Source organism: Cupriavidus sp. 22TCCZM01-5 (genome assembly GCF_057798915.1).
Genome location: NZ_JBYOJR010000009.1, coordinates 38,634 through 63,520, shown reverse-complemented (window position 1 = coordinate 63,520; position 24,887 = coordinate 38,634). Strand labels below are relative to the sequence as shown.

General features: G+C 65.5%; 25 protein-coding genes. 5 read left to right on the top strand and 20 right to left on the bottom strand.

The features are described from left to right. Window positions 1-26: 26 nt before the first annotated feature. Window positions 27-926 (bottom strand): recombination-associated protein RdgC, encoded by a 900-nt coding sequence (locus tag AC3FNH_RS11260; protein ID WP_276098508.1) that lies wholly within the window; start codon window positions 924-926, stop codon window positions 27-29. Between the two features lie 97 nt (window positions 927-1,023). Further along, window positions 1,024-1,602: a BPSL1445 family SYLF domain-containing lipoprotein gene (locus AC3FNH_RS11255; protein WP_488720102.1), complete on the bottom strand. Its 579-nt coding sequence runs from the start codon at window positions 1,600-1,602 to the stop codon at window positions 1,024-1,026. A 169-nt stretch (window positions 1,603-1,771) separates the two neighbouring features. Between AC3FNH_RS11255 and AC3FNH_RS11250 the strand changes: the two genes are divergently transcribed. Further along, window positions 1,772-2,218 carry a hypothetical protein gene (locus AC3FNH_RS11250; RefSeq protein ID WP_488720101.1) on the top strand — a complete coding sequence of 149 codons (447 nt, stop codon included), beginning with the start codon at window positions 1,772-1,774 and terminating at the stop codon, window positions 2,216-2,218. Window positions 2,219-2,239: 21 nt separating this feature from the next. Here AC3FNH_RS11250 and AC3FNH_RS11245 read toward each other — a convergent pair whose 3' ends face one another. Together AC3FNH_RS11245 and AC3FNH_RS11240 are read right to left on the bottom strand one after the other, a co-directional pair. Then, window positions 2,240-3,073: an aldo/keto reductase gene (locus AC3FNH_RS11245; protein ID WP_488720100.1), complete on the bottom strand. Its 834-nt coding sequence runs from the start codon at window positions 3,071-3,073 to the stop codon at window positions 2,240-2,242. 145 nt (window positions 3,074-3,218) lie between these two features. Next, window positions 3,219-3,611 carry a tautomerase family protein gene (locus tag AC3FNH_RS11240; protein ID WP_276098504.1) on the bottom strand — a complete coding sequence of 131 codons (393 nt, stop codon included), beginning with the start codon at window positions 3,609-3,611 and terminating at the stop codon, window positions 3,219-3,221. A 131-nt stretch (window positions 3,612-3,742) separates the two neighbouring features. Here AC3FNH_RS11240 and AC3FNH_RS11235 point away from each other — a divergent pair, with 131 nt between their 5' ends. After that, window positions 3,743-4,621, top strand: coding sequence for a LysR family transcriptional regulator (locus AC3FNH_RS11235; protein ID WP_276098503.1), 879 nt, complete (start codon window positions 3,743-3,745; stop codon window positions 4,619-4,621). Between the two features lie 164 nt (window positions 4,622-4,785). Then, window positions 4,786-6,930, top strand: a complete 2,145-nt coding sequence (locus AC3FNH_RS11230) for a TonB-dependent receptor (protein WP_488720099.1) — start codon at window positions 4,786-4,788, stop codon at window positions 6,928-6,930. An 88-nt stretch (window positions 6,931-7,018) separates the two neighbouring features. Here AC3FNH_RS11230 and AC3FNH_RS11225 read toward each other — a convergent pair whose 3' ends face one another. The 6 genes from AC3FNH_RS11225 to AC3FNH_RS11200 form a co-directional block, all read right to left on the bottom strand. Then, window positions 7,019-7,705: a Fe2+-dependent dioxygenase gene (locus tag AC3FNH_RS11225; protein ID WP_276098501.1), complete on the bottom strand. Its 687-nt coding sequence runs from the start codon at window positions 7,703-7,705 to the stop codon at window positions 7,019-7,021. Window positions 7,706-7,724: 19 nt separating this feature from the next. Further along, on the bottom strand, window positions 7,725-9,965 hold the full coding sequence (locus AC3FNH_RS11220) for a TonB-dependent receptor (RefSeq protein WP_488720098.1): 2,241 nt from the start codon (window positions 9,963-9,965) through the stop codon (window positions 7,725-7,727). Window positions 9,966-10,322: 357 nt separating this feature from the next. Further along, window positions 10,323-11,318 (bottom strand): Bug family tripartite tricarboxylate transporter substrate binding protein, encoded by a 996-nt coding sequence (locus AC3FNH_RS11215; protein ID WP_488720097.1) that lies wholly within the window; start codon window positions 11,316-11,318, stop codon window positions 10,323-10,325. Window positions 11,319-11,496: 178 nt separating this feature from the next. Further along, the gene (locus AC3FNH_RS11210) at window positions 11,497-11,970 is read right to left on the bottom strand and encodes a DUF2147 domain-containing protein (protein ID WP_488720096.1); all 474 of its coding nucleotides are present in this window, start codon (window positions 11,968-11,970) and stop codon (window positions 11,497-11,499) included. 275 nt (window positions 11,971-12,245) lie between these two features. After that, window positions 12,246-12,476 (bottom strand): hypothetical protein, encoded by a 231-nt coding sequence (locus AC3FNH_RS11205; protein WP_488720095.1) that lies wholly within the window; start codon window positions 12,474-12,476, stop codon window positions 12,246-12,248. Between the two features lie 176 nt (window positions 12,477-12,652). Beyond that, window positions 12,653-12,913, bottom strand: coding sequence for a hypothetical protein (locus AC3FNH_RS11200; protein WP_488720094.1), 261 nt, complete (start codon window positions 12,911-12,913; stop codon window positions 12,653-12,655). 601 nt (window positions 12,914-13,514) lie between these two features. Between AC3FNH_RS11200 and AC3FNH_RS11195 the strand changes: the two genes are divergently transcribed. Then, window positions 13,515-14,177 (top strand): histone H1-like DNA-binding protein, encoded by a 663-nt coding sequence (locus AC3FNH_RS11195; protein WP_488720093.1) that lies wholly within the window; start codon window positions 13,515-13,517, stop codon window positions 14,175-14,177. A 279-nt stretch (window positions 14,178-14,456) separates the two neighbouring features. On the opposite strand, the gene AC3FNH_RS11190 is transcribed toward AC3FNH_RS11195, so the two are convergent. The 10 genes from AC3FNH_RS11190 to AC3FNH_RS11145 form a co-directional block, all read right to left on the bottom strand. Further along, entirely contained in the window at window positions 14,457-14,924 is a 468-nt protein-coding gene (locus tag AC3FNH_RS11190) for an outer membrane lipoprotein (RefSeq protein WP_276098494.1), read from the bottom strand. A gap of 37 nt (window positions 14,925-14,961) precedes the next feature. Further along, window positions 14,962-15,909: a carbohydrate kinase family protein gene (locus AC3FNH_RS11185; RefSeq protein ID WP_276098493.1), complete on the bottom strand. Its 948-nt coding sequence runs from the start codon at window positions 15,907-15,909 to the stop codon at window positions 14,962-14,964. 110 nt (window positions 15,910-16,019) lie between these two features. After that, entirely contained in the window at window positions 16,020-16,520 is a 501-nt protein-coding gene (gene tpx / locus AC3FNH_RS11180; protein WP_488720092.1) for a thiol peroxidase, read from the bottom strand. A 135-nt stretch (window positions 16,521-16,655) separates the two neighbouring features. Then, the gene (locus AC3FNH_RS11175) at window positions 16,656-18,194 is read right to left on the bottom strand and encodes a zinc-ribbon and DUF3426 domain-containing protein (protein WP_488720091.1); all 1,539 of its coding nucleotides are present in this window, start codon (window positions 18,192-18,194) and stop codon (window positions 16,656-16,658) included. Between the two features lie 9 nt (window positions 18,195-18,203). Continuing rightward, the gene (gene prmA / locus AC3FNH_RS11170; RefSeq protein WP_276098490.1) at window positions 18,204-19,097 is read right to left on the bottom strand and encodes a 50S ribosomal protein L11 methyltransferase; all 894 of its coding nucleotides are present in this window, start codon (window positions 19,095-19,097) and stop codon (window positions 18,204-18,206) included. 38 nt (window positions 19,098-19,135) lie between these two features. Then, the gene (accC, locus tag AC3FNH_RS11165; RefSeq protein ID WP_488720090.1) at window positions 19,136-20,488 is read right to left on the bottom strand and encodes an acetyl-CoA carboxylase biotin carboxylase subunit; all 1,353 of its coding nucleotides are present in this window, start codon (window positions 20,486-20,488) and stop codon (window positions 19,136-19,138) included. A 199-nt stretch (window positions 20,489-20,687) separates the two neighbouring features. Beyond that, entirely contained in the window at window positions 20,688-21,149 is a 462-nt protein-coding gene (gene accB, locus AC3FNH_RS11160) for an acetyl-CoA carboxylase biotin carboxyl carrier protein (RefSeq protein WP_488720089.1), read from the bottom strand. Window positions 21,150-21,321: 172 nt separating this feature from the next. Then, a complete protein-coding gene (gene aroQ / locus AC3FNH_RS11155) occupies window positions 21,322-21,810 on the bottom strand; it encodes a type II 3-dehydroquinate dehydratase (RefSeq protein WP_276098487.1) in 489 nt (162 codons plus the stop codon). A 216-nt stretch (window positions 21,811-22,026) separates the two neighbouring features. Beyond that, window positions 22,027-22,575, bottom strand: coding sequence for a TlpA family protein disulfide reductase (locus tag AC3FNH_RS11150; protein ID WP_488720088.1), 549 nt, complete (start codon window positions 22,573-22,575; stop codon window positions 22,027-22,029). Between the two features lie 74 nt (window positions 22,576-22,649). Next, window positions 22,650-23,333: a UDP-N-acetylmuramate--alanine ligase gene (locus AC3FNH_RS11145; RefSeq protein WP_488720087.1), complete on the bottom strand. Its 684-nt coding sequence runs from the start codon at window positions 23,331-23,333 to the stop codon at window positions 22,650-22,652. A gap of 172 nt (window positions 23,334-23,505) precedes the next feature. Here AC3FNH_RS11145 and mpl point away from each other — a divergent pair, with 172 nt between their 5' ends. Further along, window positions 23,506-24,885: a UDP-N-acetylmuramate:L-alanyl-gamma-D-glutamyl-meso-diaminopimelate ligase gene (gene mpl / locus AC3FNH_RS11140; protein WP_488720086.1), complete on the top strand. Its 1,380-nt coding sequence runs from the start codon at window positions 23,506-23,508 to the stop codon at window positions 24,883-24,885. Window positions 24,886-24,887: the final 2 nt, after the last annotated feature.

Below are 24,887 nucleotides of genomic sequence, written 5' to 3'. Positions count from 1 at the left end.
AAGATTTCAGATCGCGGGCGCTGGCCTCAGACCTTGCGCTCGCCGCCGAGCGCCTCGGTCAGGTCGCTCAGCATGCCAGCCAGTTCTCCCGCCATCAGCGTGAAATCGGCGTCGAAACGCTCGTCTTCGTCGCTGCCGGTGTGGTCGGCTTGTTCCTTGATCACGTCCAGCGGCGCCACGCGCTTGACCGCGAGCGAATCGGTCAGCACGAACGACACGCGGTCGTTCCAGGTCATGGCCAGGCGCGTGCAGCGCTTGCCGCCGGAGATATGGCGGCGCAGGTCTTCGGCATCGAGCGGATGACGCACGTAGCGCACGGTGGCCTTGCTTTCGGCGCCGGACTGGAGTTCGATCTCCTGGTCCACGGTGAAGCCGGCGGGCGCGGTGTCGGTGGCCAGCCAGTCGGTCATGGCTGCCACGGGCGACTGGTTCACGTGCAGGTTCGCGAGCGGCAGCGGGTCGAGTGCCTTGAACAGCATGCCGCGCACTTCGTCGGCCTTGGCCGCGCTGGCGGCGTCGATGGCCAGCCAGCCATTGTCGGGGTCGATCCACACGCGCGTGTCGCGGCGGATGCTGAAGGCGCGCGGCAGCAGTTCTTCGGTGACCTGCTCCTTCAGTTCCTTCATTTGCTTGCGGCCGGGCTTGTAGCCTTGCTGCTCCTCGATCTCGGCGGCGCGCGCCTTGGTCACCTGGTTGACCACGGTGGCGGGCAGCAGTTTTTTCTCGGTGCGCAGCGTCAGGAGCATCTGGCGGCCCACGGCGTGGACCAGCTGGCCGTTGTCGCGCGGCGAAGCCCAGCCCTGCGTCTGCATTTCAAGGCTGGTGCCGGGAAAGAAGGCATGTTTGGCCAGGCTGGCTTCGACTTCGTCGGCGCCGGGTGACCATGGAGCGGAAAAACGGTGGAGCTGCAGGTTCTTGAACCACATGGGAGGAATTCGGCCAAAGGGACGAATTCTATCCGGTCGCAGCGGTGCCGCCGGAAAAAGCGGCGGCACCGCGCGCGATGGTGCTCAACAGATTGCGCTACAGATCGAGCTTGCTGATCTTGCTGCCTTCCAGGCTGAGTCCGGCCATCAGGCCCGCATTGGTCATGACGAACCCGACAATCGGAGATTGCGCGGTGTTGGTGTCCAGCACGCCGTTGGCGCCTACCGTTGCCAGCGCCACGGTGGCGTCCACGCCGGCGGTCCAGCCTTCGCTGCGCACGAACTTGTCGTAGGCGTCCTGCGTCAGGAACATCAGGATGACGGACTTGGACTGCGCGCCGATCTGCCAGCCGACCGAGCCCGCGATCAGGCGGTAGTAGCCGCGCGTGGCACCGCCCGAGCGCAGCGCGCCATCGCCATACTCGCCGCCGACGACAAAACCCGCCGTCAGCGTCTTCGGGAACACCAGGATGCCGCGTGCCTTGTTGGCCAGGTCGTGCGAGCCCTTGACGCTGCCGTACAACTTGCCGAGCGTGGCATCCACACCCGAATCCAGTTCGCGCCGCCGCGCGGCCTTGTCGCTTTTCGCATCGGGACCCGTGGTAGTGCAAGCGGCCAGCGACAAGCCGCCCAATACGAGGCCGGCACCGGTTTGGAGGAATGAGCGGCGCTTCATAGGATCTCCTTCTGCTTGTTTGTGTACTTTGAAGCATAGTGCCCGGCCGGGTGCGGACCAATGGCGGACCGTATGCAACACGTTGAAGTCGTTTCCATTTGTTAATGTTGTGGCGAATGGTCGACTTTTTCGCAGCAAGGCCGCGCATGCTGCGGTACAGTCCCGACGCATGAAAACGCTCCTCCATGCCCCCAAGTTATCCATCCTGCTGGTTGCCGCGCTGCTTGGCGCCTGTGGGTCCCAACCGCCCGCGCCCGATGCGGGCGAGGCCGCCGGCGCCGCCAATGCCGCCAACGCGAGCACGAACGCCGACAACGGCTGGCAGGCACTGCGCGCCCGCTATATGGATTGCGTGCAGCACAAGGCCGACGAAGGCGTATCCGGCAAGGCACAGACCAAGGACGTGGTGTCCTCGGCGCTGGCTGCATGCAATGGCGACCTGAAGGCGATGCACGATGCCTTCGGCACCTATCTCGGCAGCCAGATGTCGTCCTCGCACGGCAAGTCCGGCGCGCGCCAGGCGGCCGACCGCGTCACCACCGACACGCGCGAGAAGGCGCGCGCCTACCTGACGAAATACGTGGAGCGCGAACGCTATCTCGCGCGCGCGCAGTAAGCGCAGTAAGGCCGCCAGCCGCTAAAGCATTTCCAGCGGCGCGGGTCCTTTCGGCGGCGGGAACAGGCGGTCGAGTTCCTGAAGTTGTTCCGGCGCGAGCGGGTGCTGCAGCGCGCCGAAGTTCTCGCGCAGGCGTTCGCGGTGTCCGGTCTTCGGGATGGCGATGATGTCGTCGCGTGCAAGCAGCCAGGCCAGCGCAACGTGAACCGGCGTCATGCCGTTGGCCTGCGCGAAGCGCACGAGCTTCGGGTGCCGCACCAGCCGCGCCTGCTCGATCGGCGAATAGGCCATGACCGGCACGCCATGCGCCCGCAGCCACGGCAGCAGGTCCCATTCGATGCCTCGGCGGGTCAGGTTGTACAGGAGCTGGTTGACCGCAACCTGGTCCCCGCCTGGGACCTCCCACAATTCCTCCATATCGGACAGGTCAAGATTGCTCACGCCATAGTGGCGGATCTTGCCATCGCGCTGCAGGCCCCGCAGCGCTTCCACCGTTTCCTCCAGCGCGATGCCGCCGCGCCAGTGCAGCAGGTAGAGGTCGAGGCGGTCGGTGCCGAGCCGGCGCAGGCTGCGTTCGCACGCGGCCACGGCGCCGCGGCGGCTGGCGTTGTGCGGGTAGACCTTGCTGACCAGGAAGACCTCGTCGCGCCGGCCGGCGATGGCTTCGCCGATCATCTCTTCGGACTGGCCCTCGCCATACATCTCGGCGGTGTCGATCAGGCGCAGGCCCAGGTCCAGGCCCAGCCGCAGCGTAGCGATTTCCTCGGCACGCGCGGCGGGGTGTTCGCCCATATTCCACGTTCCCATGCCAAGCGCGGGCACGCGCTCGCCATCGGGCAGGGTGACATGCTTCATGGTGGCTTTCCCTCGCGGTGGGTGGTACGCATGGCTGCTGCGCCCACACTAGTTAACAAGTCACCAATCTACAAGAACACGAGAGCGGAATTAAGGCTGAAATTGTCCCGTCAGCCTGTACGTAGCCGACCGGTACCCGCCATCTTCACCCATGCTGATGCCGATACTCCTGCGTCAGCCCGCCATATCCATAAGCCGCGGCACGTGCATCGATCACGTGGATATACGAGACCGGATGCACGTTGCCGATCAGCTCGGACAGTGCCTCGAACACAGCTTTCAGGTACGCAGCCTTCTCCGCCTTGGTATTGGTTTCATCGGTCACGCTGATATCCAGATGGAAGGCATTGCGCCCGCTTTCGGACAGCGGCTCGCCGCCGATGATCCACTGTTCGCGCGGCACGTACTGGACCGCGATGGCGATGACATCGGGCTTCTTGCCGAGCACGCGCTGCGTGAGTTCGGCCACTGCCGCGGCGCTGCGGCGGGTGAGGGCGGCGTCGGGCTGGCCGGAGATCTGCAGGTTGATGTGGGGCATGGCTGGCTCCTGTCTGATTGCGTTGGTGATGTCATGGTAGGTGACGGTGTACCATCGGAAAAGCGGGAAGTTCCGATATGAACCATCGGATTCTCCGAATCAATGTGTTCATCAGGAATCAGGGGATCACCATGCGCGGATTCGACACCGACCAGTTGCGCACCTTCGTCACGGTGGCCGATAGCGGCAGCCTGTCCGCAGCCGCGCCCCGGCTGTTCCTGTCGCAGTCCTCCGTCAGCGAGCAATTGCGCAAGCTCGAGGAGCGCGCCGGCCTGCCGTTGCTCACGCGCGGGCGCAAAGGCGCGGTGCCGACGCCCGCGGGAATGCGTCTGCTCGAGCATGCGCGGCGCATCCTGGCGCTCAACGACATGGCGCTGCAGGAGTTGCGCGGCCGCGTGCTGGAGGGCGAGCTGCGGCTCGCGGTGACCGATTACTTCCGGCCCGCCGAGATCGCCGGCATGCTGCGCCGCCTGCGCGAACGCCATCCGCTGCTGCGCCTGCACGTCACGGTGATGAAGAGCGCCGTGATCGACGCCACGGCGGACATGGACGCGTTCGATGTCGGCCTGAGCATGCGCATCGTGGGCACGCGCGGCCAGGCGGCGGCGCGGCGCGGGACGTTGCTGCGGCGCGAGCTGCTGTCGTGGGTGACGGCGCAGGGCGAGGCCGGCAACTTGCCGCCGACGCTGCCGCTTGTGCTGCTGCCCGACTCGTGCTCGCTGCACCAGTTCGTGGTGAAGCTGCTGGTGCGCAAGCATCGGCCGTTCGAGATCGCGCACTCCGCTTCGGGCGTGGCGGGTTTGCACCTGGCGCTGGCTGCGGGGCTGGGCCTTTCGTGCCTGAACGCGTCGGCGATCGGCCCCGGCGTGGCGCCACTCGATGCGGCAAGCCAGCGGCGGCTGGGCCTGCCGGCGTTGCCCGAAGCGGAGTTCTTCCTGTTGCCTGGCCGGCGCGGCGAGCCGGATTTCATCGCGGCCGCGCGCGATGCGCTGGCGGAACAGTTCGGGTAATCGCCGGGCACGGGCAGGGGTCTGACGGAGATCAAAAATGTGATTTGAGTGACTCTTTAACAACAAAGCCGAGGAGGATATTTCGCCGCAAATTTGACCTTGTGTCGCCTGTAAATGATAATGCGTCGCATTTTAGTTGCGGCATTACAAAAAATTACAGGGAAATGAGTCTTAAACTGCATCCAGTACACCGCGCCGTTCTGACGGTATTCGCGTGCCAGCCAATGCTGGCCGGCATTGTCCATGCCCAGGAGGCCGGTGCCGCAGCTGCCGCATCGCAGCAGAGCCTTCCCGAGGTCACGGTCAGGGCCGATGCCAGCCAGGACCTGGGGACGGGCTACAACCCCGCGAAGACAGTCAGCGCCACCAAGACCGAGGCGCCGCTGCGCGACGTACCGCAGACGGTCAACGTGGTCACGGCAGATGTCATGCGCGACCAGCATGCCAACTCGATGCAGGACGCCCTGAAGAACGTGCCGGGCGTGTCGTTCTCAACGGGCGATGGCCAGCGCGACCAGGTGTCGATCCGCGGTTTCACCGCGATTGCCGACCAGTTCGTCGACGGCATCCGCGACGATGCGCTCTATTTCCGTGACCTGTCCAACGTGGACCGCGTCGAAGTCATCAAGGGACCGGCCGCCGTGCTCTATGGCCGTGGCTCGTCGGGCGGCCTGATCAACCGCGTGACCAAGAAGCCGGGCGTCGACGTGACCGACTTCGCGCTGAGCTACGGCATGTGGGCCGACCGCCGCGCCGAGGCCGACGTCGGCCGCGTGTTCGCCGATGGCGCCGCCGCATTCCGCGTGACGGGCGCGGTGGAGAAGGCCAACAGCTACCGCTCGCAGCAGTTCCTCGATCGCAAGGCGATCGCGCCGTCGCTCGAACTGCGGATCGCACCCGAGACCACCGTGCTGCTGCAGGCCGACTATCTCGAAGACCGTCGTGTGACCGACTTCGGCATCCCGGCCTACAAGGGCCGCCCGGTCGACGTGCCGGCCTCGCGCTACTACGGCGCGGCCAACGCGCGCGACGCCGACTACTCGCAGTCCCGCGTGTACTCGGGCACGGCCACGATCAACCATCGCTTCAACGACAGCTGGTCGATCCGCAATGCCACACGCTATTACCACTATTCGCTGGACCGCAACAATACGCTGACCAACTCCGTCAACGAGGCGGCGCAGACCTTCACCATGAACCACGGCAATGTCGGCCGCGAGGAGCATGGCTGGTTCAACCAGACCGACCTGACGCAGAAGGCCAGTTTCTTCGGCATGCAGCATGAGCTGCTGTACGGCATGGAGATCGGCCAGCAGAACAAGAACCAGGTCAACAACACCAAGCCGGTGCTCGGTGCGGACGGGAAGGTAGCGAACTTCAACCTGTTCAATCCGGTGCTGCCCACGCTGGCGCGCCTGGCGCCGGGCACGCCGGCTACCAACAACCTTGGCGTGTTCAATACCCTGGCGTTCTACACGCAGGACATGCTGACTCTCAGCGAGCAATGGAAGGCGTTGCTGGGCGTGCGCTACGACCGCTTCGAGCAGGAGACGCGGCAGAACATTGCCGGCCAGCCCAATCTGTCGCGCACCGACAATGCGTGGAGTCCGCGTGCCGGCCTGGTCTGGCAGCCGACGAAGGCGCAGTCCTACTACGTGTCGTGGAGCAAGTCGTTCCAGCCGTCCGGCGAAGCCTTCGCGCTCGCGGCCAGCAACACGCAACTCGCGCCCGAAACGACCAACAACACGGAAGTCGGGGCCAAGTACGACTTCCTGGATGGCAAGGCCAGCGCCACGGTGTCGGTGTTCCGCCTGGAACGCACCAATATCAAGGTCGCCAACGCCGCCGGCACGGCACTGATCCCGATCGGCGAGCAGCGCACCGATGGCGTGGAACTCTCGGGCGCGGCCGAGCTGGGCGGCGGCTGGCGCTTCCTGGCCGGCTACGCCTACCTGGACGCCGAAGTGACCAAGTCGACGGCGGCCTTCCAGGGCAAGCGCGCCACGATCACGCCCAGGCATTCGGGCAACGTCTGGCTGACCAAGAGCCTGGGCTATGGCTTTGGCGTGGGCGCCGGCCTGAACATGGTGGGCGCGCGTTACGCCGACCCGGCCAATACCGTGACGCTGCCCGGCTATGTCACGGCCGACATGATGGCCTGGTATCGCCGCGGTGCCTTCGAGGCCCAGCTGAACCTGTACAACCTGTTCGACAAGAGCTACATCGTCTCGGCGCACGGCACCAACCCGAACCTGAACATGCCGGGCGCGCCCCGCAGCGTCATGGCGACGATCCGCTACCGGATGTAAGTCAGTACGGAAATCGTCAGCCAGCAAAAAGGCCGGGCGGTTACACACCGCCCGGCCTTTTTTTCCTTCCGTTATGGCACTAACCGGCTCAGGTCTCGCTCCACTGCCTCAACAGGTTGTGGTAGCAGCCCACCAGGGTCCGGCGCGCATCTTCATCGGCGCCGGTCTGGTTCAGGCGCTGGATGGCGTTGTCCATGTCGAACAGCAGCGCGCGCTGCGTGTCGTCGCGCACCAGGCTCTGGATCCAGAAGAAGCTGGCCACGCGCGTGCCGCGCGTGATCGGCGTGACCTGGTGCAGGCTGGTGGCCGGGTAGACCACCATGTCGCCGGCTTCGAGCTTGACCGAGTGCATGCCGTAGGTGTCCTGCACCTGCAGCTCGCCGCCGTCGTAGCTGTCGCGCGGCGACAGGAACAGCGTGGCCGAGATGTCGGTGCGCAGCTTGCGCCCGTCGTGCGGGTGGATGCGTACGCTGCCGTCCACATGGGCGCCGAAGGTCATGCCCTCGCTGTAGCGGTTGAACATCGGCGGGTAGACGATATTGGGCAGCGCGGCGCTGATGAATCGCGGGTTGCGCTCGAGCATGCCCAGGATCAGGCGCTGGCATTCCAGCGCCACGTCCGAGCGTTCGTCGATCTGCTGGTTGAACTTGACCGGCGCGCCCGAGTAGCCGGCCGTGACGCGGCCGTCGACCCAGGCATCGCCCGCCTGTTCCAGCCGTTCGCGCACCGCGCCGACCTGTTCGGCGTTGAGGACCTGGGGGATGACGACCAGCATGGCGGCTTTCCTTACCTGCTTACATGCGATAGGTGAACGACAGCATGGCGGTGCGGCCGGTACCCGGCACCGAGCGTCCGCCATCGGACTGGATCAGTGCATCGTAATACATCTTGTTGAAGATATTGAACAGGTTCAGGCGCACGTCGTACCTCGGCTGGTGGTAGGCCACCATGCCGTCCCAGCGCACGAAGCTGCCCACCTGGACCGTATTGGTGTTGTTGGCGAAGCGCTCCGACATATAGAAGGCGCCGCCGCCAACTTCCCAGTTGGGCAGGATGGTGTAGCTGGTCCAGGCCGTTGCAGTGTGCTTGGGCGTGTTGGTGGGCACCTTGCCGGTGGTGTTGGCGCCGATGCCGTTGATGATCTCGCCGTCCAGGTAGGTATAGCCGGCGAACACCTGCCACTTGTTGGTGATGTGTCCCGTGGCGCCCGCGCGGAAGCCCTTCACGCGGATCTTGCCGGACAGCGCGTAGGTGGTGGCGTCGATCTGGCTGCGGGCATTGTCCTTGGTGATCTGGAACAGCGCCGAGGTCAGCGACAGGTCGCCGCCCATCAGGTCCCACTTGCCACCGACTTCATAGGACTTGTTCTTCTCCGGGTCCAGGCTTTGCTGGCCGACGGTGCCGACCAGCTGCTCCAGCGAGGGGTTGAACGACGTGCCATACGACACGTAGTAGGACTGGGCTTCGGTCGGCTGCCAGATACCACCGAGGCGCACGCTGGTGAAGTTGACGGTCTGGTCGGCGTTGGCCAGCGCGGTGCTGAAGAAGGGGGCGCGGGCGGAGTTGGATGAGTTGATGGAGTTGCTGATGCTGGCGATGTAGCGGTCATAGCGCACGCCGGCTACGGCCTTCCATTGCTTGCTGAACTCGATCGAATCGTTGAGGTAGGCGGCTATCGTATTGGCCGAGCCGCCTTGCAGATTGCCGGTGCTGGTGGCCACGTTGGCAGGCGAGGCCGTGTAGGTCGGGTTGACCAGCGGTTCGCAGGCAACGTATCCCGCCGTCGCGGCGGTCGTGCCACTGACCAGCGGCTGGCCGTTGCAGCTGCCGTTGCGGTAGTAGTTCTGGTTGTTGTAACCGTCATGGCCGATTTCCGCGCCGACCAGCAGCGTGTGCTTGACGGAGCCGGTATCGAAGTTCGCGGTCAGTTCGGTCTGGTTGAAGATCGAATAGTCGCGGATCTTGCGGTCGTGGCTCTGCAGGCGCACGAACAGCTGGTCCAGCGGCAGGGTACTGGTGGTCAGCGGCGTGAAGCCGCGCGCACTGACCGAGCCGACCGCGTTCGGCGCGGTTTCGCGCGCATCGGTTTCCACGTAGTTGAACTGCGTCTGGTTGCGCAGGCGCAGGTTGGGCGAGAACTTGTGCGTGATGCCCGCGCTCAGCGCCGCGATGTCCTGGTTGGTGCGATCGTCGGTGAAGCCGTAGAAGGTATTGCGGTCGACATTGGTCGGATGGCCGTTCAGGTTCGAAAAGCCATAGTCCGGCATGTCGTGGTTGTGCTGCAGCAGTGCCGACAGGGTGATTTCCGTGGGTGTGCCGATGCCGAAGCGCCACGACGGCGCAATGCCGAAGTCTTGCACCGTCATCTCGTCACGGGTGCTGGGACGGCCATCCTGCGCCATCGCCGAGATGCGGAAGGCCGAGGTGTCGCCGGTGGGCGTGTTGTAGTCCGCGGTGGCGCGCACCAGGCCATTGGTGGTGACCGAGCCCGTCACTTCGGTGGCGGCCTTCATCTGCGGCTTCTTGCTGACCTGGTTGATCACGCCGCCGGTGGACCCGCGCCCGAACAGCATCGACGACGGACCCATCAGCACTTCGACGGAATCCAGCGCGAAGGTATCGCGATAGTACTGGCCGCGATCGCGGAAGCCGTCCAGGTAGATATCGGTGCGGGCCGAGAAGCCGTTCAGGTTGATGTTGTTGCCGATCTGCCCGCCTTCGGCGCCGCCGATGGTGATGCCGGGCACATTGCGCAGCGCGTCGGCCAGCGAACTCACGCCCTGGGATTCCATCAACGCCTTGTTCACCACCGTGACGGACTGCGGCACGTCGCGCAGGTCTTCAGGCAGCTTGCTGATGGAGGTCCTGCCCGCATTGAAATCATCGCGCGAGGCTGCGCCATTGACGACCACCTCCTGCAGCGTCGTGGCTGCGGCGGTCGGGACGGGTGCCTGCTGGGCAAGAGAGGCTGCGGGGGCGGCAAACAGCGCGATCAGCGCGGCTGCGATGGGCGTAGGTTGGGAGCGGCGGTTCATGGCGTACGTTTCTTGTCCGACCCCCGGTGCGGGTCCGGCCGGCGCCGCTGCCAGCGCGAAAGCACGGGAATCGACGATGCCGTCATGGGGGGATGATTTGGGCTGTGCGAATATAAATGCGAATGATTTGCGTTGCAATTAACGTTGCGGACAAGTCACAGACATTGACTGTCGTGTTCATATGCTTTAAATAAAAAACAAACAGGCGCAAAATAGTGCGCAAAACGCCATAAATTGCTCCGCGCAAGACTCCTCTGGCCCCAAGGGGCTGGGCGCGAAAAGAAAACGGCCCTTCGCAGGAAGGGCCGCCTCAGTACATTGGCGAAAATGACCGGCCGGTCAGCTTAAAAATATTTCTCAGTCGGCGCTCATATTGGCGTTCTTTGCAATCCGCCCCAGGCGTTCGCGTTCGGACTTGATGAAGGCGACGAAGCTCTCCTGCGAGCCCCCTGCCGGCTCAATGCCATTAGGCAGCAGTCGCTCGCGCGTTTCCTGTGTCTGCATGGCCGCGGTCATCTCCGCATTGAGCTTCTTCAGGATGGCGGGGTCGGTGCCCTTGGGCGCGAAGATGCCGGCCCAGTGTCCGATGCGGACTTCAGGCATGCCCTGTTCGGCAGTGGTAGGGATGCCCGGCGCGGCGCTCATGCGCTTGTCCCAGGTTGCGCCGAGCGCCTTGAGCTTGCCCGCCTTGATATGCGGCAGTACCACCACGCTCGCTTCGGATGTCGCGGCGACCTGGCCGCCCATCACCGCGGTGATGCTCTCCGAACCGCTCTTGTATGGCACCGGCGTGAGCGATGCACCTTTCTCCTTGAGCATCTCCTCGACGAAGTGCGGCGTGCTGCCGCTACCGGCCGTGGCGAAGTTCACTCCGCCGCCTTGTTTCTTCGAGTAGTCGATCAGCTCCTTCAGGTTGTTCGCCGGCAACGATGGCGATGCCACGATCACCGAAGGGCTCACCGCGATCAGCGACACCGGTACCAGGTCGTCCGCGGCGTAGGGCATCTTCGTGCGGATCAGGCTGTTGGTCACGGTGCCGACCGCGCCGACGAGGAAGGTATAGCCATCGGGTTTGCTCTTGGCCACAAAGTCGGCGCCGACCACGCCACCGGCACCGGGACGATTCTCGATCACGACCGGCTGGCCCAGGCGCTTGCTGACGGCGTCGGCCGCGGCACGCGCCACCAGGTCATTGGCTCCGCCCGCCGTGAACGGCACCACGAACTTGATGACGTGCGCCGGCCATGCATCGGCTGCGCGCGCGGGCGAGGGGAGGGCAACGATGATTGCCGCAGCCGCGGCAAGAGATGGCAAGGCAAGGGCCAGCGCGCGGCTGGCGGGGATCTGTCGCATGGTGTCTCCGATGTGTGGGTCCGATTCGCGGCGCGACGGCCATCGCTTGCGCCGCGAATGCCGGACGATGTTACCGGGACTGGCTGTCAGTCTGCTTGACGTGCGTCTTGCGGTGCTTCTCCCTGGAGCGGTGATGCGGAGAAACCCTGACGCACCGGCGGGCGCCGGCAGTGTGCCATCAGTGCTCGCGCTCCCAGGTCTGCGTGCGGCCCAGCAGGCTGATGCCGATGAAGCCGCGCACGTTGAGTTTGCCGCCATCGTCGGACAGCGACATCTTGCTCTTGTAGACCTTGCCGTTCTCGGGGTCGAGGATCTCGCCACCACTCCATTCGTTATCGCCGGTCTTGCGCAGGCCGGAGAGGATGGTCATGCCGATGATGGGCTGGTCCTTGCGCGCATCGGTGCATTTGTCGCACACCTTCGGCTTGCCGTCGCCTTCGACGAAGGTCTTCACCAGCCGGCCGCTGTAGACGCCGTTCTTTTCGGTGATCTCAATCAGGCCGCGTGGCTTGCCGGTGGTGTCGTCAATGGTCTTCCAGTTGCCGCTCGGCGTGGCCTGGGCGTGCGCCGCGGCGCTCGCGAACAAGACGGCGGCGAACATGCCGGCGCGCAGCAGCGCGCGCGCGGGGTTGGCTTGGGGGTGGATGCGCATGAGGTCTCCTCTCGGGTGGTGGCGGTTGCTTGCGCCGGTGCCGGCAGCCATGCTGCTGCCAGTTGCACAGTCTGTGCGGCGTCAAGCGTGCTCGCCAATCTACTGGCGCGGCTTGCGCTTCGCAATCAGCGCCCCGGCGCGCGCAGGCTCCGCGCCGCTGTTGCACGTTTCTCCGAAAGCCGCATCGGCAAGCCGTTTGCGGGAATTCTGTGTCGCAACAAAGCGTGTACCGCGCGTGCCTGAAGCAATCCTCTAGGCGGCCGCGTTGCGATGTTTCACCGGCATCCTTCGCGCGACAGGAACGGGTTGTGCAAAGCGTCGATCTTCACTGACATCGGCATCGCGTGACGGGTGTCGACGCGCATGCGGATCGTTGCCTGCGGACATCGCGACGCGTCTTCATTGCGAAAGCTTTGCCGGATCGCAACGCTTCGGAGGTCGTCGAGCTGTTGCTTCGATGCAAACCGTTGCGTTGGCGCATCAGTGTCGCGCGCGCTCGGCGACATGGATGCGCGCGACCATCGCGCGCGTCATCGCAGCGAGAGGATCATGGCGCGCGGCGCGCTTGCCGTCCGGTGTCGAGACAGCGCGCGCAAGGGCGAGGCGCGTGATCGCGTGCGTGCGGTGCGTGCATGGCAGCGCGTCTTGTACAGCCTCGCTTCGCCTGCCGGAAAGCCTTTATTCATGCGGCTTTCCAGTCGGCACGATGCGTGTTGCGCGCGCGCTTTCGATGAGTGCGGTGCAGGCATTGCGATGCTTTCACGCGCGATGCGAAGCGCTCGCCGATCGTGTCGGAGTGCGTGCATTCGCGCGCGTCGCGATGCCTGTTCGCGTCGCTGATGAGGACATGCGCCGACGCATGCGGACGAGGTTGCGCGATGGTGTTGGCGATGTCTTCGCGAAGCGGTGCTCGCGATCTAGATCGACTTGCGCGCGCGCGCAAGTTTTTTTGCACTTTTTTCTTAACATCATCGTGCAAACGAATTATGATTCGCCTTGACAAGAGTCCCACTTCATTGCAGCGAAGCAGGAACAAACAAACAAGATTGAACGAAGAGCGCGATGCGAGCTTCGATGCAGTGACACAGTGATGCAGGTAGCTGAGGAGCACGAGAACTTTGACGCAGACCAGGCCGGAACGGCTTCTTAAAACGCGTGCAGTCTCCTTTGGCCCAGTGACGGGATGGGCCAGCTACCTCAAGATGAATGCCGTCTGCCGTGCGCGAGGCCAGGCCCGCACCGCAGGCAAGCCGTCCGATATCTCCTCATTGCTGGCTGCGCGCCGACTCGACGGGCGGCGTGGGCTGATCGAATATTCCGGGGCGCGGCAAGTGCCCGGAGCCCGCATGCGGGCCCGTCTTGCCGCCAGTGCGTCGCCGTGGGCGACGGCCCTGCTACCGAATTCATTAGCGTGCGGCGGAGGTAATGCCGTGCGCCGATGAATCGCTCGCTCGACTGGGGTAGTGGCAAAGTGCTGCGCCTCGGGTCGGTCGGGTCGCCAACCTAGGTCATTCGATATTCACTCTCTAGTGAAGGAGTTATCCATGGCAACGACTGCGAAGAAGAAGCCGGCGGCCAAGAAGGCCGCCAAGCCGGCAGCCAAGAAGGCTGCACCGGCCAAGAAAGCCGCTGTGAAGAAGGTAGCCGCCAAGAAGGCGCCGGCCGCCAAGAAGGCTGCAGTGAAGAAGGTAGCCGCCAAGAAGGCGCCGGCCGCCAAGAAGGCTGCAGTGAAGAAGGTCGCCGCCAAGAAGGCAGCGCCGGCCAAGAAGGCCGCAGTAAAGAAGGTCGCCGCCAAGAAGGCAGCGCCGGCCAAGAAGGCAGCGCCGGCCAAGAAGGCCGCAGTGAAGAAGGTCGCCGCCAAGAAGGCAGCACCGGCCAAGAAGGCCGCAGTGAAGAAGGTCGCCGCCAAGAAGGCAGCACCGGCCAAGAAGGCCGCAGTGAAGAAGGTCGCCGCCAAGAAGGCAGCACCGGCCAAGAAGGCCGCTGCCAAGAAGGCTGCGCCGGCCAAGAAGGCTGCTGCCAAGAAGACCGCCGCCAAGAAGCCGGCTGCGAAGAAGGCTGCTGCCAAGAAGCCGGCTGCGAAGAAGGCCAAGGCTGCCCCTGCGGCGGCTCCTGCCGCTGCGCCCGCCGTTGCTCCTGCTGCCGCTGCCAAGACCGCGCTGAACCCGGCCGCTGCCTGGCCGTTCCCGACGGGCAACCGTCCGTAAGCCTCACTCGGTCGAGTGGGGGCCACGACATCCGCAAGGAGTCGCCCGGGCACGTACAGCGTGCCATAGTGGCCGGATACACCGTATCCGGCCAGCAAGACACCAGTCTTGCCAACCCGCCGACGGCGCTTGCCCGGCGGGTTTTTTCTTTTGGGCCTGCCGCTGCGAAGGGGAAGGGGCGATGGAAGCGCTGTCCCTGACAGCCTGACCTGTCCTCCCAAAAGAAAAGCGCCGCATTCTCTCGGATGCGGCGCCTCCAGTCGCCGGGACGCAGGTGAATCAGTGCGTGACCCGCGTCACGCCGCCGGAGGTCAGCAAGCGCACCCGGTCGCCGGGCCGGAACAGTTCGTCCGCTTCCTGCGTGATCGCGCGCATCTCGCCATTTTCCAGCCGGACCGTGATCTCCAGCCCGCGCCGCTGATTGACCTTGTTCTCGGCCGCGCTGCCGGCAATGCCACCAAGCACCGCGCCAAGAATGCCGGCCGCCACCGAGCCGTTGCCGCTGCCGATCAGGCTGCCTGCGGCGACGCCGCCGATCGCGCCGCCGGCAATGGTGCCGGCGCCGGTCTGGCCGCCCTGGATCATGACGTCGCGCACACCTTCGACCATGCCGTAGCGCACGGTCTGCTCGCGCTGTGCCTGGCCTGTCGAGTAGACGCTGTTGGAGCTGGAGTCCGTGGCACAGCCGCTGATCAGCGCCGCCACGGCGCACAGGGCGATGACACCCGTTCGGAGTTTGTTGTTCATTTCAATGCCCGTAAACGTGCCACGCCCTCGCCGCAGGTCAGGCGTAGCGGTAGCCGAATGCAGACTGGAAGCGGTTGCCGATTTCGTCGAGCGACAACCAATGGTTCTGCGGACCCTGCTGCGCGATCTTGATCGATCCCATCAGCGATGCCAGGCGGCCAGTGGTTTCCCAGTCTAACCCGTTTTCAATGCCGAACAGCAGGCCGCCGCGGAAGGCGTCGCCACAGCCGGTCGGGTCCACGATGCGCTCGGCCGGAACGGCCGGGATCGCGTACTGCTGACCATCGGCAAAGATGCTGGCGCCGCGTTCGCCGTGCGTGACGATGAAGGCACGAACCTTGGCGGCAACCTCGGCGCTGGTCCAGGCAGTGCGGGACAGCAGGACCTGCGCTTCGTAGTCATTGACTGTCACGTAGCTCGCGAGTTCAACGAACTCCCGCAGGTCTTCGCCGTTGAACAGCGGCATTGCCTGGCCAAGGTCAAAGATGAACGGAATTCCGGACTCGGCGAACTGGCGCGCGTGGTGGAGCATGCCCTCGCGGCTGTCCGGGGCGACGATGCCGAGCTTCGGTGCGTGGCTGCCGCCCAGCGCATCCTTCACGTTGGAGAGCTGCGACTGGCTCATCGCGCCGGGATGGAAGGCGGTGATCTGGTTGTTGTCCAGATCGGTGGTGATCATGGCCTGCGCCGTGAACGTATCTGGCAGCACGCGGATGTGCGTGGTGTCGATATTCAGCGCGCGCAGGTACTGCAGGTAGGGTTCGGCGTCCGCGCCCACCGTGGCCATGACCACGGGCTCGCCGCCGAGCATCTTGAGCGTATAGGCGATATTGCCGGCGCAGCCGCCGTACTCGCGCCGCATGCCGGGCACCAGGAACGAGACGTTCAGCATGTGGATCTGGTCCGGCAGGATGTGTTCGCGGAAGCGTCCGTCGAACGTCATGATGGTGTCGTAGGCGACGGAGCCGCAGATCAGGCTGGCCATGCTCTCTCCAGGTACTTGGGGTGGTCGGGCCGTGCGCGGCCCGCAGGGTTTCAGAAAACGGAAGCGGCCGCCCCGGGAATGCAGGCGGCCGTTGCGGGATGCCGGGCGGCTTACTTCAGTGCGGCGAGCGCGGCGTCGTAGTCGGGCTCGTTCTTGATCTCGGGCACCAGCTGGCTGTACTTGACGACGTTGTTCTCGTCCAGCACCACCACGGCACGCGCGGTCACGCCGGCCAGCGGGCCGGTCGTGATGTCCACACCGTAGTTGCCCTTGAACTCGGCGCCGCGCATCGTCGACAGCGGCACCACGTTGGCCAGGCCTTCGGCGGTGCAGAAGCGGCCCATGGCGAACGGCAGGTCGGCCGAGACCGTCAGCACCACGGTGTTGGCCAGGCCGCTGGCAGCCTCGTTGAACTTGCGCGCCGACGCCTGGCACACCGGGGTGTCCAGGCTCGGTACGATATTCAGCACTTTGCGCTTGCCGGCGAAGTCGGCCAGCGTCACGTCCTTCAGGTCCTTGCCAACCAGCTTGAAGTCGGCGGCCTTGTCGCCGGGTTGCGGGAACTTGCCTGCCACTTCAATGGCGTTGCCGCCGAGAGTCACGTTGCTCATCACTGCTCCTTCCTGTTCAGGATCTTCGGGGGGCGCAGCTTGCGGCCGGACTCGATTCGGCCCTTGGCAGCAAGCCTGCGGAATCCAGGGACCGTCCACCGTGAAAAGCGCGAGCGCCTTGCGCGTGAACAGGCCCTATGGATAGAAAATCAGCACGCGGTAATTGGCCGCCGCCTGCTGAGTCCGGAATCGTACCCGAACCTGCAGCTCCGTGCCTGCACGAAGGCCGTGCGTGGCGAAAGGCTTCTGCGCCGGTTCCAGATACTCGGATGGCTCCAGGACGCGCCGCAGCAGTAACTGGTCCTGCAGGTCGGTCATGACCAGTTCGATGGCCGGCAAGGCGGTGGTGGCGCGGCCCTGGTTGCGCAGCGTGACCGCCAGGATGTAGGCATCGCTGCCTTCATCCTGCTTCTGCAACTGGGAGGTATCGATGCGCAGCGCGTCGATGTCGCGCCATGGCGGCACCACGCAGCCCAGCGGCCTGCACGCGGCTTCCAGCATGGGGCGCAGCGCCGGGAACTGTCCCGCGAGCTGTCCTCGCATCAGGTAGAGCCCCTGCAGGAGCACCCCAATGGCCAATACACCGGCGGCGATGTGCCAGCCATAGCGCAGGCGCGGCGGAGCAGGCGTCGCCGCGGCCTCGCGCGCGCGTTCGCGTTCACGCTCGCGGGCCTGGCGCAGGAAATCAGGTGCGAATGCCGGACCCAGTTGCGGCTCCTGGCGTGCCCAGCGCCGCTCGACGTCCTCGCGCGCAATGGCGCCGGCGGTGGCGCTGAACGCATCGCTGGTGCTCGGCCCGTAAGTGGGGCCATAGTTGCGGCCGTAGTCGTTGTCAGGCTCGTGCGGTGCTTTGGGTGTCGCAGCTTCGGCCGGTGTGTGGGGTGCGCTGCCTGGCGTTTCGGTGCTGTCGCTTGACCGTGCGCGCAGGAACTCGCTGGCGCTGCGCAGCACGGGTTCGCCGGATTCGGCGGCCTCTTCGGTGACCGGTGCGTTGACAGGTGCGTCGACCGGTGCATCAACTTGGTCCTCGGACGCCTTCGGTGCCGCGGCCCCGGTCGTACGCGTGGACGATTCCTGGTCGTCGAGGGCAGAGCTGTCCAGCGCTGGCCACGGAGCATGAGCGGCCCCGATCGCGGCGTATGCCTGATCGGCTTCCTGGCCGGCATGAGTCTTGCCGTTGGCGGCCTCGACGGGACCGGAGTCGGCAGGCTCCGCTTCCGACGGTTCGGCTTCAGAAGCTTCGGCTTCCTGCGTTGCGGGTTGCGCGCTGTCTTCGGCAGCCGGTTCTATGGATGGAGAGCCAGCGTCCTGCCCGCCCGGTGTTTCCACCTCGGCGGGTGCCTCTTCGTCCTCGGCCGGCGCCATCATCATGGTGGGCGAATCGAGCGCGGGCACGTCGTACCCGGGGTCGTAACCAGGATCGAAGTGAGTGGAAGACGCTGTTGGCGCGGTTGCGGCAGGCGCAGCCGCAACCGGTTCCGGCGCCTGCTGTGGCGGCCGCGAGGAGGCCGAGGCAGCCGGCGCGGGCACTTCGATCAGGTGCTCACGCGCATCGAAGACGGTTTCGCAGTGTCCGCAACGCACCAGTCCCTGACGCAGACGCAGCTGGTCGGCGACCAGCCGGAAAGCGGTGCGGCAGGCCGGGCAGCGCGTGACGAGCTTGGCGGCGGCCATCGGCGCACCTCAGGGACGGGTGCCGTGCAGGCAGACCCAGCCTTCCTCGCTGCGCCAGACGGTCAGCGGCAGCCAGGCGGCATAGGCGGCCGCGACTTCCTCGGCCTGGCGCTCGAGCACGCCGGACAACACCAGGCGTCCGCCGGAGCGCACGCGGGCGCTCAGCATCGCGGCCATCAGCTTGAGCGGGTTGGAGAGGATGTTGGCGACGACGAGATCGTAGGTCGCCTCGGAGACCGACTCCGGCAGCGCGAACCCGGCCTGGACCTGGTTGCGCTCGGCGTTGTAGCGCGACGCTTCCACGGCGTTCGGGTCGATGTCGATGCCGAGCGTAGCGCCGGCGCCGAGCTTCTTCGCCACGATCGCGAGGATGCCGGAGCCGCAGCCGTAGTCGAGCACGGTCTCGCCGGCCTTCAGGTTCTGTTCCAGCCACTGCATGCAGAGCCGCGTGGTCGGATGGCTGCCGGTGCCAAAGGCGAGACCCGGGTCGAGTTCAAGTACCACGGCGTCCGGCTCCGGCGCCTCGTGCCACGACGGCACGACCCAGATCCGTTCGCCGATGCGGATCGGCTCGAACTGCGATTGCGTGAGGCGCACCCAGTCCTGGTCTTCGACATCGCGCAGCACATAGGCCGGCACCGGATCGATGCCGAGTGCATTCGACGCGGCCGCGACCGCGAGCACCGGGTCGGTGTCGTCGCCGAACAGCGCGACCACGCGCGAGCGGTTCCAGGCAAGCCGTGTCGGCTCGAGCCCGGGCTCGCCGAACAGCGGCTGCTCATCCGGCGTGTCGGCGTCGGCGTCTTCCACCGATACCGACAGCGCGCCAAGGTCGAACAAGGCGTCAGACCAGGCTTCGGCCTGGTCCTGCGCCACTTCGATCACACATTCCTGAAATGCCACGGGCTTCCTTTTGTACAGCAGGTGCGGCAGCTGCCGCGTCAGGCTTTTTCGCGCTGCGCCAGGCGATGCTCGAGATAGTGGATGCTGGTGCCGCCTTCGACGAAGTTGGCGTCCATCATCAGCTCGCGGTGCAGCGGGACGTTGGTCTGGATACCGTCCACCACCATCTCCGACAGCGCGATCCGCATGCGGGCAATGGCTTGCTCGCGGCTGGCGCCGTAGGTGATGATCTTGCCGATCATCGAATCATAATTCGGGGGGACGAAGTAGCCATCATACGCGTGCGAGTCCACGCGTACACCGGGACCGCCAGGCATGTGCCAGGCGGTGATGCGGCCGGGCGACGGGATGAACTTGAACGGGTCTTCGGCGTTGACGCGGCACTCGATCGCATGCCCACGGAACTGCACATCCTTCTGGCGGAAGCGCAGCTTTTCGCCGAAGGCGATGCGGATCTGTTCCTGCACGATGTCGATGCCGGTGATCATCTCGGTGACCGGGTGCTCGACCTGCACGCGCGTGTTCATCTCGATGAAGTAGAACTCGTTGTTCTCGTACAGGAACTCGAACGTGCCGGCACCACGGTAGCCCATCTTGCGGCAGGCCTCGGCGCAGCGGTCGCCGATGCGCTCGATCAGGCGGCGCGGGATGTGCGGCGCGGGCGCTTCCTCGATCACCTTCTGGTGGCGGCGCTGCATGGAGCAGTCGCGCTCGCCCAGCCAGATGGCCTGCTTGTGCTGGTCGGCAAGGATCTGGATTTCCACGTGGCGCGGATTCTCCAGGAACTTCTCCATGTAGACCTCGGGGTTGCCGAAGGCGCGGCCGGCTTCCTCGCGCGTCATGTTGACGGCGTTGACCAGCGCAGCCTCGGTGTGGACCACGCGCATGCCGCGGCCGCCACCGCCGCCGGCGGCCTTGATGATGACCGGGTAGCCCACCTGGCGCGCGATGGCCAGGATTTCCTTCGGATCTTCGGGCAACGCGCCATCCGAGCCCGGCACGCACGGCACGCCGGCCTTGATCATGGCCTGCTTGGCCGAGACCTTGTCGCCCATCAGGCGGATGCTTTCGGCGGTCGGGCCGATGAAGACGAAGCCGGACTTCTCCACGCGCTCGGCAAAGTCGGCATTCTCCGACAGGAAGCCATAGCCCGGGTGGATCGCCTGCGCGTCGGTCACCTCGGCGGCCGAGATGATGGCAGGCATGTTCAGGTAGGACAGCGGCGACGGGGCCGGGCCGATACACACGGCTTCGTCGGCCAGCTTCACGTACTTGGCTTCCTTGTCGGCTTCCGAGTACACCACCACGGTCTTGATGCCCAGCTCGCGGCAGGCGCGCTGGATGCGAAGGGCAATTTCACCGCGGTTCGCGATCAGAATTTTTTCAAACATGGTCTCTCTCTGCGAGAACGGGAGCGGTCCCGCCAGGTGCCTCAGCGGCACACCGGGCGCGCGGCCGGGGAACTGGCGGTGCCAGGGGGCCGCTTCATGGCATGGGATGCGGGCCGCAACGTGCGGACATCCACGAGATCCGGCGAGCCGCTCAGCCCCGCGCCGCATCGGGCAGGGCTGCGCGGCTCGCCGGACAGCATCAGCCGATGACGAACAGCGGCTGGCCGTATTCCACTGCCTGGCCGTTCTCGACCAGGATTTCCTTGATTACGCCGGCCTTGTCGCACTCGATCTCGTTGAGCAGCTTCATGGCCTCGATGATGCAGACGGTCTGGCCTTCCTTGACGGTGTCGCCCACATTGACGAACGGCGCGGCGCCCGGCGACGGGGCACGATAGAAAGTACCGACCATGGGCGAGGTCACCACGTGGCCTGCCGGAAGCTGGGCGGCGGCCGGCTCGGCGGCTACCGGGGCGCTGGCTGCAGCGGCGGCAGGCATGACCGGCAGTGCCTGCATCTGCGGCATGGCCATCGGCGCGGCGATGACTTGCGGCGGTTGCTTGACGATGCGTACCTTGCCATCGCCTTCCGTCACTTCCAGCTCCGAGATGCCGGATTCGGCCACCAGGTCGATCAGCGTCTTCAGCTTGCGCAGGTCCATCTTCTTATCCTCCTGAATCAGGTTGTCCGGGCGCGCCCTGGCGGGCCGCGGCGGAAGAAATCGTCGGTGCGGCGACCGGCTGTCCACGCCCGCGGTGTTCGCACACGCTGCAGGCGCGGCGCCAGGCGGCGCGCGTCATGTTTTTCGGGTAAAGCTTGTTTGCCGGCGGGCTTCAGCCCTTTGGCGGCGGCTGCTCCAGCCCGAGGGCATAGTCCAGCGCCAGCAGGTAGCCGTGCCAGCCCAATCCGCAGATCACGCCGACCGCGAGGTCGGAGAAATAGGAATGGTGACGGAAGCTTTCGCGGCGATGCACATTCGACAGGTGCACTTCGACAAACGGAATGGCCACGCCGGCCAACGCATCGCGCAGCGCCACGCTGGTGTGCGTATAGGCGGCCGGGTTGATGATGATGAAATCCACCCCTTCCGTACGCGCGGCGTGGACGCGGTCGACCAGCGCCCCTTCGTGGTTGGACTGGAATGACGACAACGCGATACCGGCGTCGGCGGCGTGACGCCCCAGTGCTGCGTCGATATCGGCCAGCGTGGTATGCCCGTAGGTCTCCGGTTCGCGCGTGCCCAGCAAATTGAGGTTTGGCCCATGCAGGACCAGCACCTTGCGGTAGCGGGCTGAGCGACGATTGGAGCGGGTTGCAGTCACGGCGGCTCGACCAGTTCAACGAAATTGCGCGGAGATTACCGTAGCTTAGAGGGATTTGTCTAGCACGCGATACAAGGCTTCATGCGCTTGCCCGGCATTGGCGCGTTGATTAGGCCACTTTGGGGCGCCGGGCGCAATATGCGCGCAGTTTCGATGCAAGTTCGGCACCGATTCCGTGAACTTGCATGAAGAAGCCTGTTATGGCGCCGGCTGCACCTAGGATCGTGGCAGAACCGCGCGCAACTCGTCAGACGTGATGCGTCCCATCTTGCGGTATTTCACGGATCCGTCGGGATTGATCACGACGGTGTAAGGCAGGCCGCCAGCGGCATTGCCGAAGTTGCGCGACAACTCCGTGCCCGCGAAGCCAGCCACCGCGAGAGGATAGGCAACCGGCACTTTCTTCACGAACTGCTGGATATTGGCGGCTGAATCGATGCCGATGCCGACAAACTCGACCTTGCGGGCCGCGTACTCGGCATGCAGCGCGGTCAGCTCCGGCATTTCTTCCACGCAGGGCCCGCACCACGGCGCCCAGAAGTTGACCACCACGGTTTTGCCGCGCAGCTTGCCAAGATCGATATCGGTGCCACTCGGGTCGGGCAGGCGAGTCTGGAAGAAAGTTTCCACGGCCTGCGAGGACGCTGGCTTTGGCGAGAACATGAAATGACCGGCCAGCGCTCCCGCGGCACAGGCCACCACGGCCACGGCAATCCACAGCCACAGGCGGGAACGGTTGACAGGTTTCTGGGTGGGAGCGTTCATGGGGTCTCGGTAAGCGGGCAGCGGTTCGGCCCAGATGCCGGCAAATGGTGATCTTCTGACAGGCTCGGCTGGCCTCAGTTCGACCCATCTGCGTCGGCAAGCAGCGCCCGCACGGCCTGCATATCGGCCCTGGCCAGGCGGCCGCTCGCATCGGAGCGCGCGGCGCCGCGTTCGTCATCGGCATCATACAGAGCAATATGAATACCGACGGGCGCACCCAGCTCGGCACGGACTTCGCCGGCCAGCAGGCGGGCTTCGCGACGGTCGGGCCACTGGCCTTTCCACAGGAAGCTCAGGGTTTCAACCTCGCCGCGGCCATTGAAGTGACGGGACTCGCTGGTCTCGAAGTCGACGCCGGCATTGAGCAGGTGCAATGTGGCGTCCTTGGCGCTGTCGCAGAAGCATTGCAGATAGATATCCGAATGCTCGGTCGCGGTGCCATTGAGCACGGCGCCCACGAGGTACGGGCGGAAGCCAGCCAGGTCCTCCATCGCGAGGATGGCTACCCGGCGCAGCAGCGCCAGCACGCGCGGCTGCGTCTCGGCGTGGAAAAGTGCCTGATAAGCGCGGACTTCGGCTTCGATCATCTCGTTATCGGGCAGCCATTCGCCAGCCACGCGCTGGTCGCCGAGCAACTGGCGCGCGGCCTTGCGCTTCGCGGTGGCGTAATCGGCGCCATCTTCGGCAATCATGCGTGCCGCGGCCTGTGCGATCTCCTCGCGCAGGCGGGCAGGGTCGGAAAGGGCATGTCGTGGCATGTGCCGATGATACCGGAGCAGCGCGCCCGGCCGGTGCGCAGAGCTCTGCCGCAGTGCAGCGAAGCGCGCAAGCGCTCGGGTACAATCGAAGTCTTCCTGCCCGGCATGGTCCGCTGGACCACGGCTGGCAAGCCGACCGGCCCGACCGGTCCCAAGTCTTTCCGGGAACCCCATGCATATTCATATCCTTGGCATCTGCGGCACTTTCATGGGCGGCCTGGCGGTACTCGCCAAGCAGGCCGGTCACCGTGTGACCGGCTGCGATGCCAATGTCTATCCGCCAATGAGCACCCAGCTCGAGGCCCAGGGTATCGAGCTGATCGAGGGCTTCGATCCCGCCCAGCTCGCGCTTGAGCCGGACCTGTTCGTGATCGGCAACGTGGTGTCGCGCGGCAATCCGCTGATGGAAGCGATCCTCAACCGCAACCTGCCCTATGTGTCGGGCCCGCAATGGCTGGGCGAGCACGTACTGGCGGGCAAGTGGGTACTGGCCGTGGCCGGCACGCACGGCAAGACCACCACGACGTCGATGCTCGCGTGGATCCTGGAGGATGCCGGCTACAACCCCGGTTTCCTCGTCGGCGGCGTGCCGCAGAATTTCGGCATCTCGGCGCGCGTGACGGAATCGGACTTCTTCGTGATCGAGGCGGATGAATACGACACCGCCTTCTTCGACAAGCGCAGCAAGTTCGTCCACTATCGTCCGCGCACGGCCATCCTGAACAACCTGGAATACGATCACGCCGACATCTTCCCGGATCTCGCGGCGATCGAAACGCAGTTCCACCACCTGGTGCGTACGGTGCCGGGGCAGGGCCGCCTGGTCGTCAATGGCCTCGAAGCCAGCCTGGCCCGCGTGCTCGAGCGTGGCTGCTGGAGCGAGGTGGAGCAATTTGGCGTTGGTGACTGGCGCGAAAGCGACGCAGGCGGCGACGGCGGCAAGGATGCCTTCGACGTGTGGTTCGGCGAGGCCGTGCAGGGCCGCGTGACCTGGGACCTGCAGGGCACCCATAACCGCTTGAACGCGCTGGCCGCCATTGCCGCCGCGCGCCATGTCGGCATACCGCCGGCGCAGGCCATCGAATCGCTCAGCCGCTTCGCCAACGTGAAGCGCCGCATGGAAGTGCGTGGCGTGGCCGGCGGCGTGACCGTCTATGACGACTTCGCCCATCATCCCACCGCGATTCAGACCACGCTGGAAGGCCTGCGCCGCCGCGTCGATGGCGCGCGCATCCTGGCTGTGCTGGAGCCGCGCTCCAACACCATGAAGCTCGGCGTGATGAAGGCGCAGCTGCCGGCCAGTCTCGAGCAGGCCGACCTGGTGTTCGGCTATGGCGCCCCGAGCGGCAAGGACGCGCTCGGCTGGGACCTCGCTGGCGCGCTGGCCCCGCTTGGCAAGAAGGCCGCGGCTTTCCACGATCTCGGCGCACTGGTCGAGGCCGTGCGCGCCGCGGCGCGGCCCGGCGACCAGGTGCTGGTCATGAGCAACGGCGGCTTCGGCGGCGTGCACCAGAAGTTGCTGGACGCGCTGGGCCAGGGCGCCGCAGGCTAAGG

Bases quoted from the DNA above. Each gene is read 5' to 3' on its own strand.
- AC3FNH_RS11215 (WP_488720097.1), bottom strand. From the start codon at position 11,318: ATGCGACAGATCCCCGCCAGCCGCGCGCTGGCCCTTGCCTTGCCATCT.
- AC3FNH_RS11145 (WP_488720087.1), bottom strand. From the start codon at position 23,333: ATGCCACGACATGCCCTTTCCGACCCTGCCCGCCTGCGCGAGGAGATC.
- AC3FNH_RS11190 (WP_276098494.1), bottom strand. From the start codon at position 14,924: ATGAACAACAAACTCCGAACGGGTGTCATCGCCCTGTGCGCCGTGGCG.
- AC3FNH_RS11225 (WP_276098501.1), bottom strand. From the start codon at position 7,705: ATGCTGGTCGTCATCCCCCAGGTCCTCAACGCCGAACAGGTCGGCGCG.
- tpx (WP_488720092.1), bottom strand. From the start codon at position 16,520: ATGAGCAACGTGACTCTCGGCGGCAACGCCATTGAAGTGGCAGGCAAG.
- AC3FNH_RS11260 (WP_276098508.1), bottom strand. From the start codon at position 926: ATGTGGTTCAAGAACCTGCAGCTCCACCGTTTTTCCGCTCCATGGTCA.
- AC3FNH_RS11250 (WP_488720101.1), top strand. From the start codon at position 1,772: ATGAAAACGCTCCTCCATGCCCCCAAGTTATCCATCCTGCTGGTTGCC.
- AC3FNH_RS11245 (WP_488720100.1), bottom strand. From the start codon at position 3,073: ATGAAGCATGTCACCCTGCCCGATGGCGAGCGCGTGCCCGCGCTTGGC.
- AC3FNH_RS11220 (WP_488720098.1), bottom strand. From the start codon at position 9,965: ATGAACCGCCGCTCCCAACCTACGCCCATCGCAGCCGCGCTGATCGCG.
- AC3FNH_RS11195 (WP_488720093.1), top strand. From the start codon at position 13,515: ATGGCAACGACTGCGAAGAAGAAGCCGGCGGCCAAGAAGGCCGCCAAG.
- AC3FNH_RS11185 (WP_276098493.1), bottom strand. From the start codon at position 15,909: ATGGCCAGCCTGATCTGCGGCTCCGTCGCCTACGACACCATCATGACG.
- accC (WP_488720090.1), bottom strand. From the start codon at position 20,488: ATGTTTGAAAAAATTCTGATCGCGAACCGCGGTGAAATTGCCCTTCGC.
- AC3FNH_RS11235 (WP_276098503.1), top strand. From the start codon at position 3,743: ATGCGCGGATTCGACACCGACCAGTTGCGCACCTTCGTCACGGTGGCC.
- AC3FNH_RS11175 (WP_488720091.1), bottom strand. From the start codon at position 18,194: ATGGCCGCCGCCAAGCTCGTCACGCGCTGCCCGGCCTGCCGCACCGCT.
- AC3FNH_RS11230 (WP_488720099.1), top strand. From the start codon at position 4,786: ATGAGTCTTAAACTGCATCCAGTACACCGCGCCGTTCTGACGGTATTC.
- AC3FNH_RS11255 (WP_488720102.1), bottom strand. From the start codon at position 1,602: ATGAAGCGCCGCTCATTCCTCCAAACCGGTGCCGGCCTCGTATTGGGC.
- AC3FNH_RS11205 (WP_488720095.1), bottom strand. From the start codon at position 12,476: ATGTCGCCGAGCGCGCGCGACACTGATGCGCCAACGCAACGGTTTGCA.
- AC3FNH_RS11240 (WP_276098504.1), bottom strand. From the start codon at position 3,611: ATGCCCCACATCAACCTGCAGATCTCCGGCCAGCCCGACGCCGCCCTC.
- mpl (WP_488720086.1), top strand. From the start codon at position 23,506: ATGCATATTCATATCCTTGGCATCTGCGGCACTTTCATGGGCGGCCTG.
- accB (WP_488720089.1), bottom strand. From the start codon at position 21,149: ATGGACCTGCGCAAGCTGAAGACGCTGATCGACCTGGTGGCCGAATCC.
- AC3FNH_RS11150 (WP_488720088.1), bottom strand. From the start codon at position 22,575: ATGAACGCTCCCACCCAGAAACCTGTCAACCGTTCCCGCCTGTGGCTG.
- AC3FNH_RS11210 (WP_488720096.1), bottom strand. From the start codon at position 11,970: ATGCGCATCCACCCCCAAGCCAACCCCGCGCGCGCGCTGCTGCGCGCC.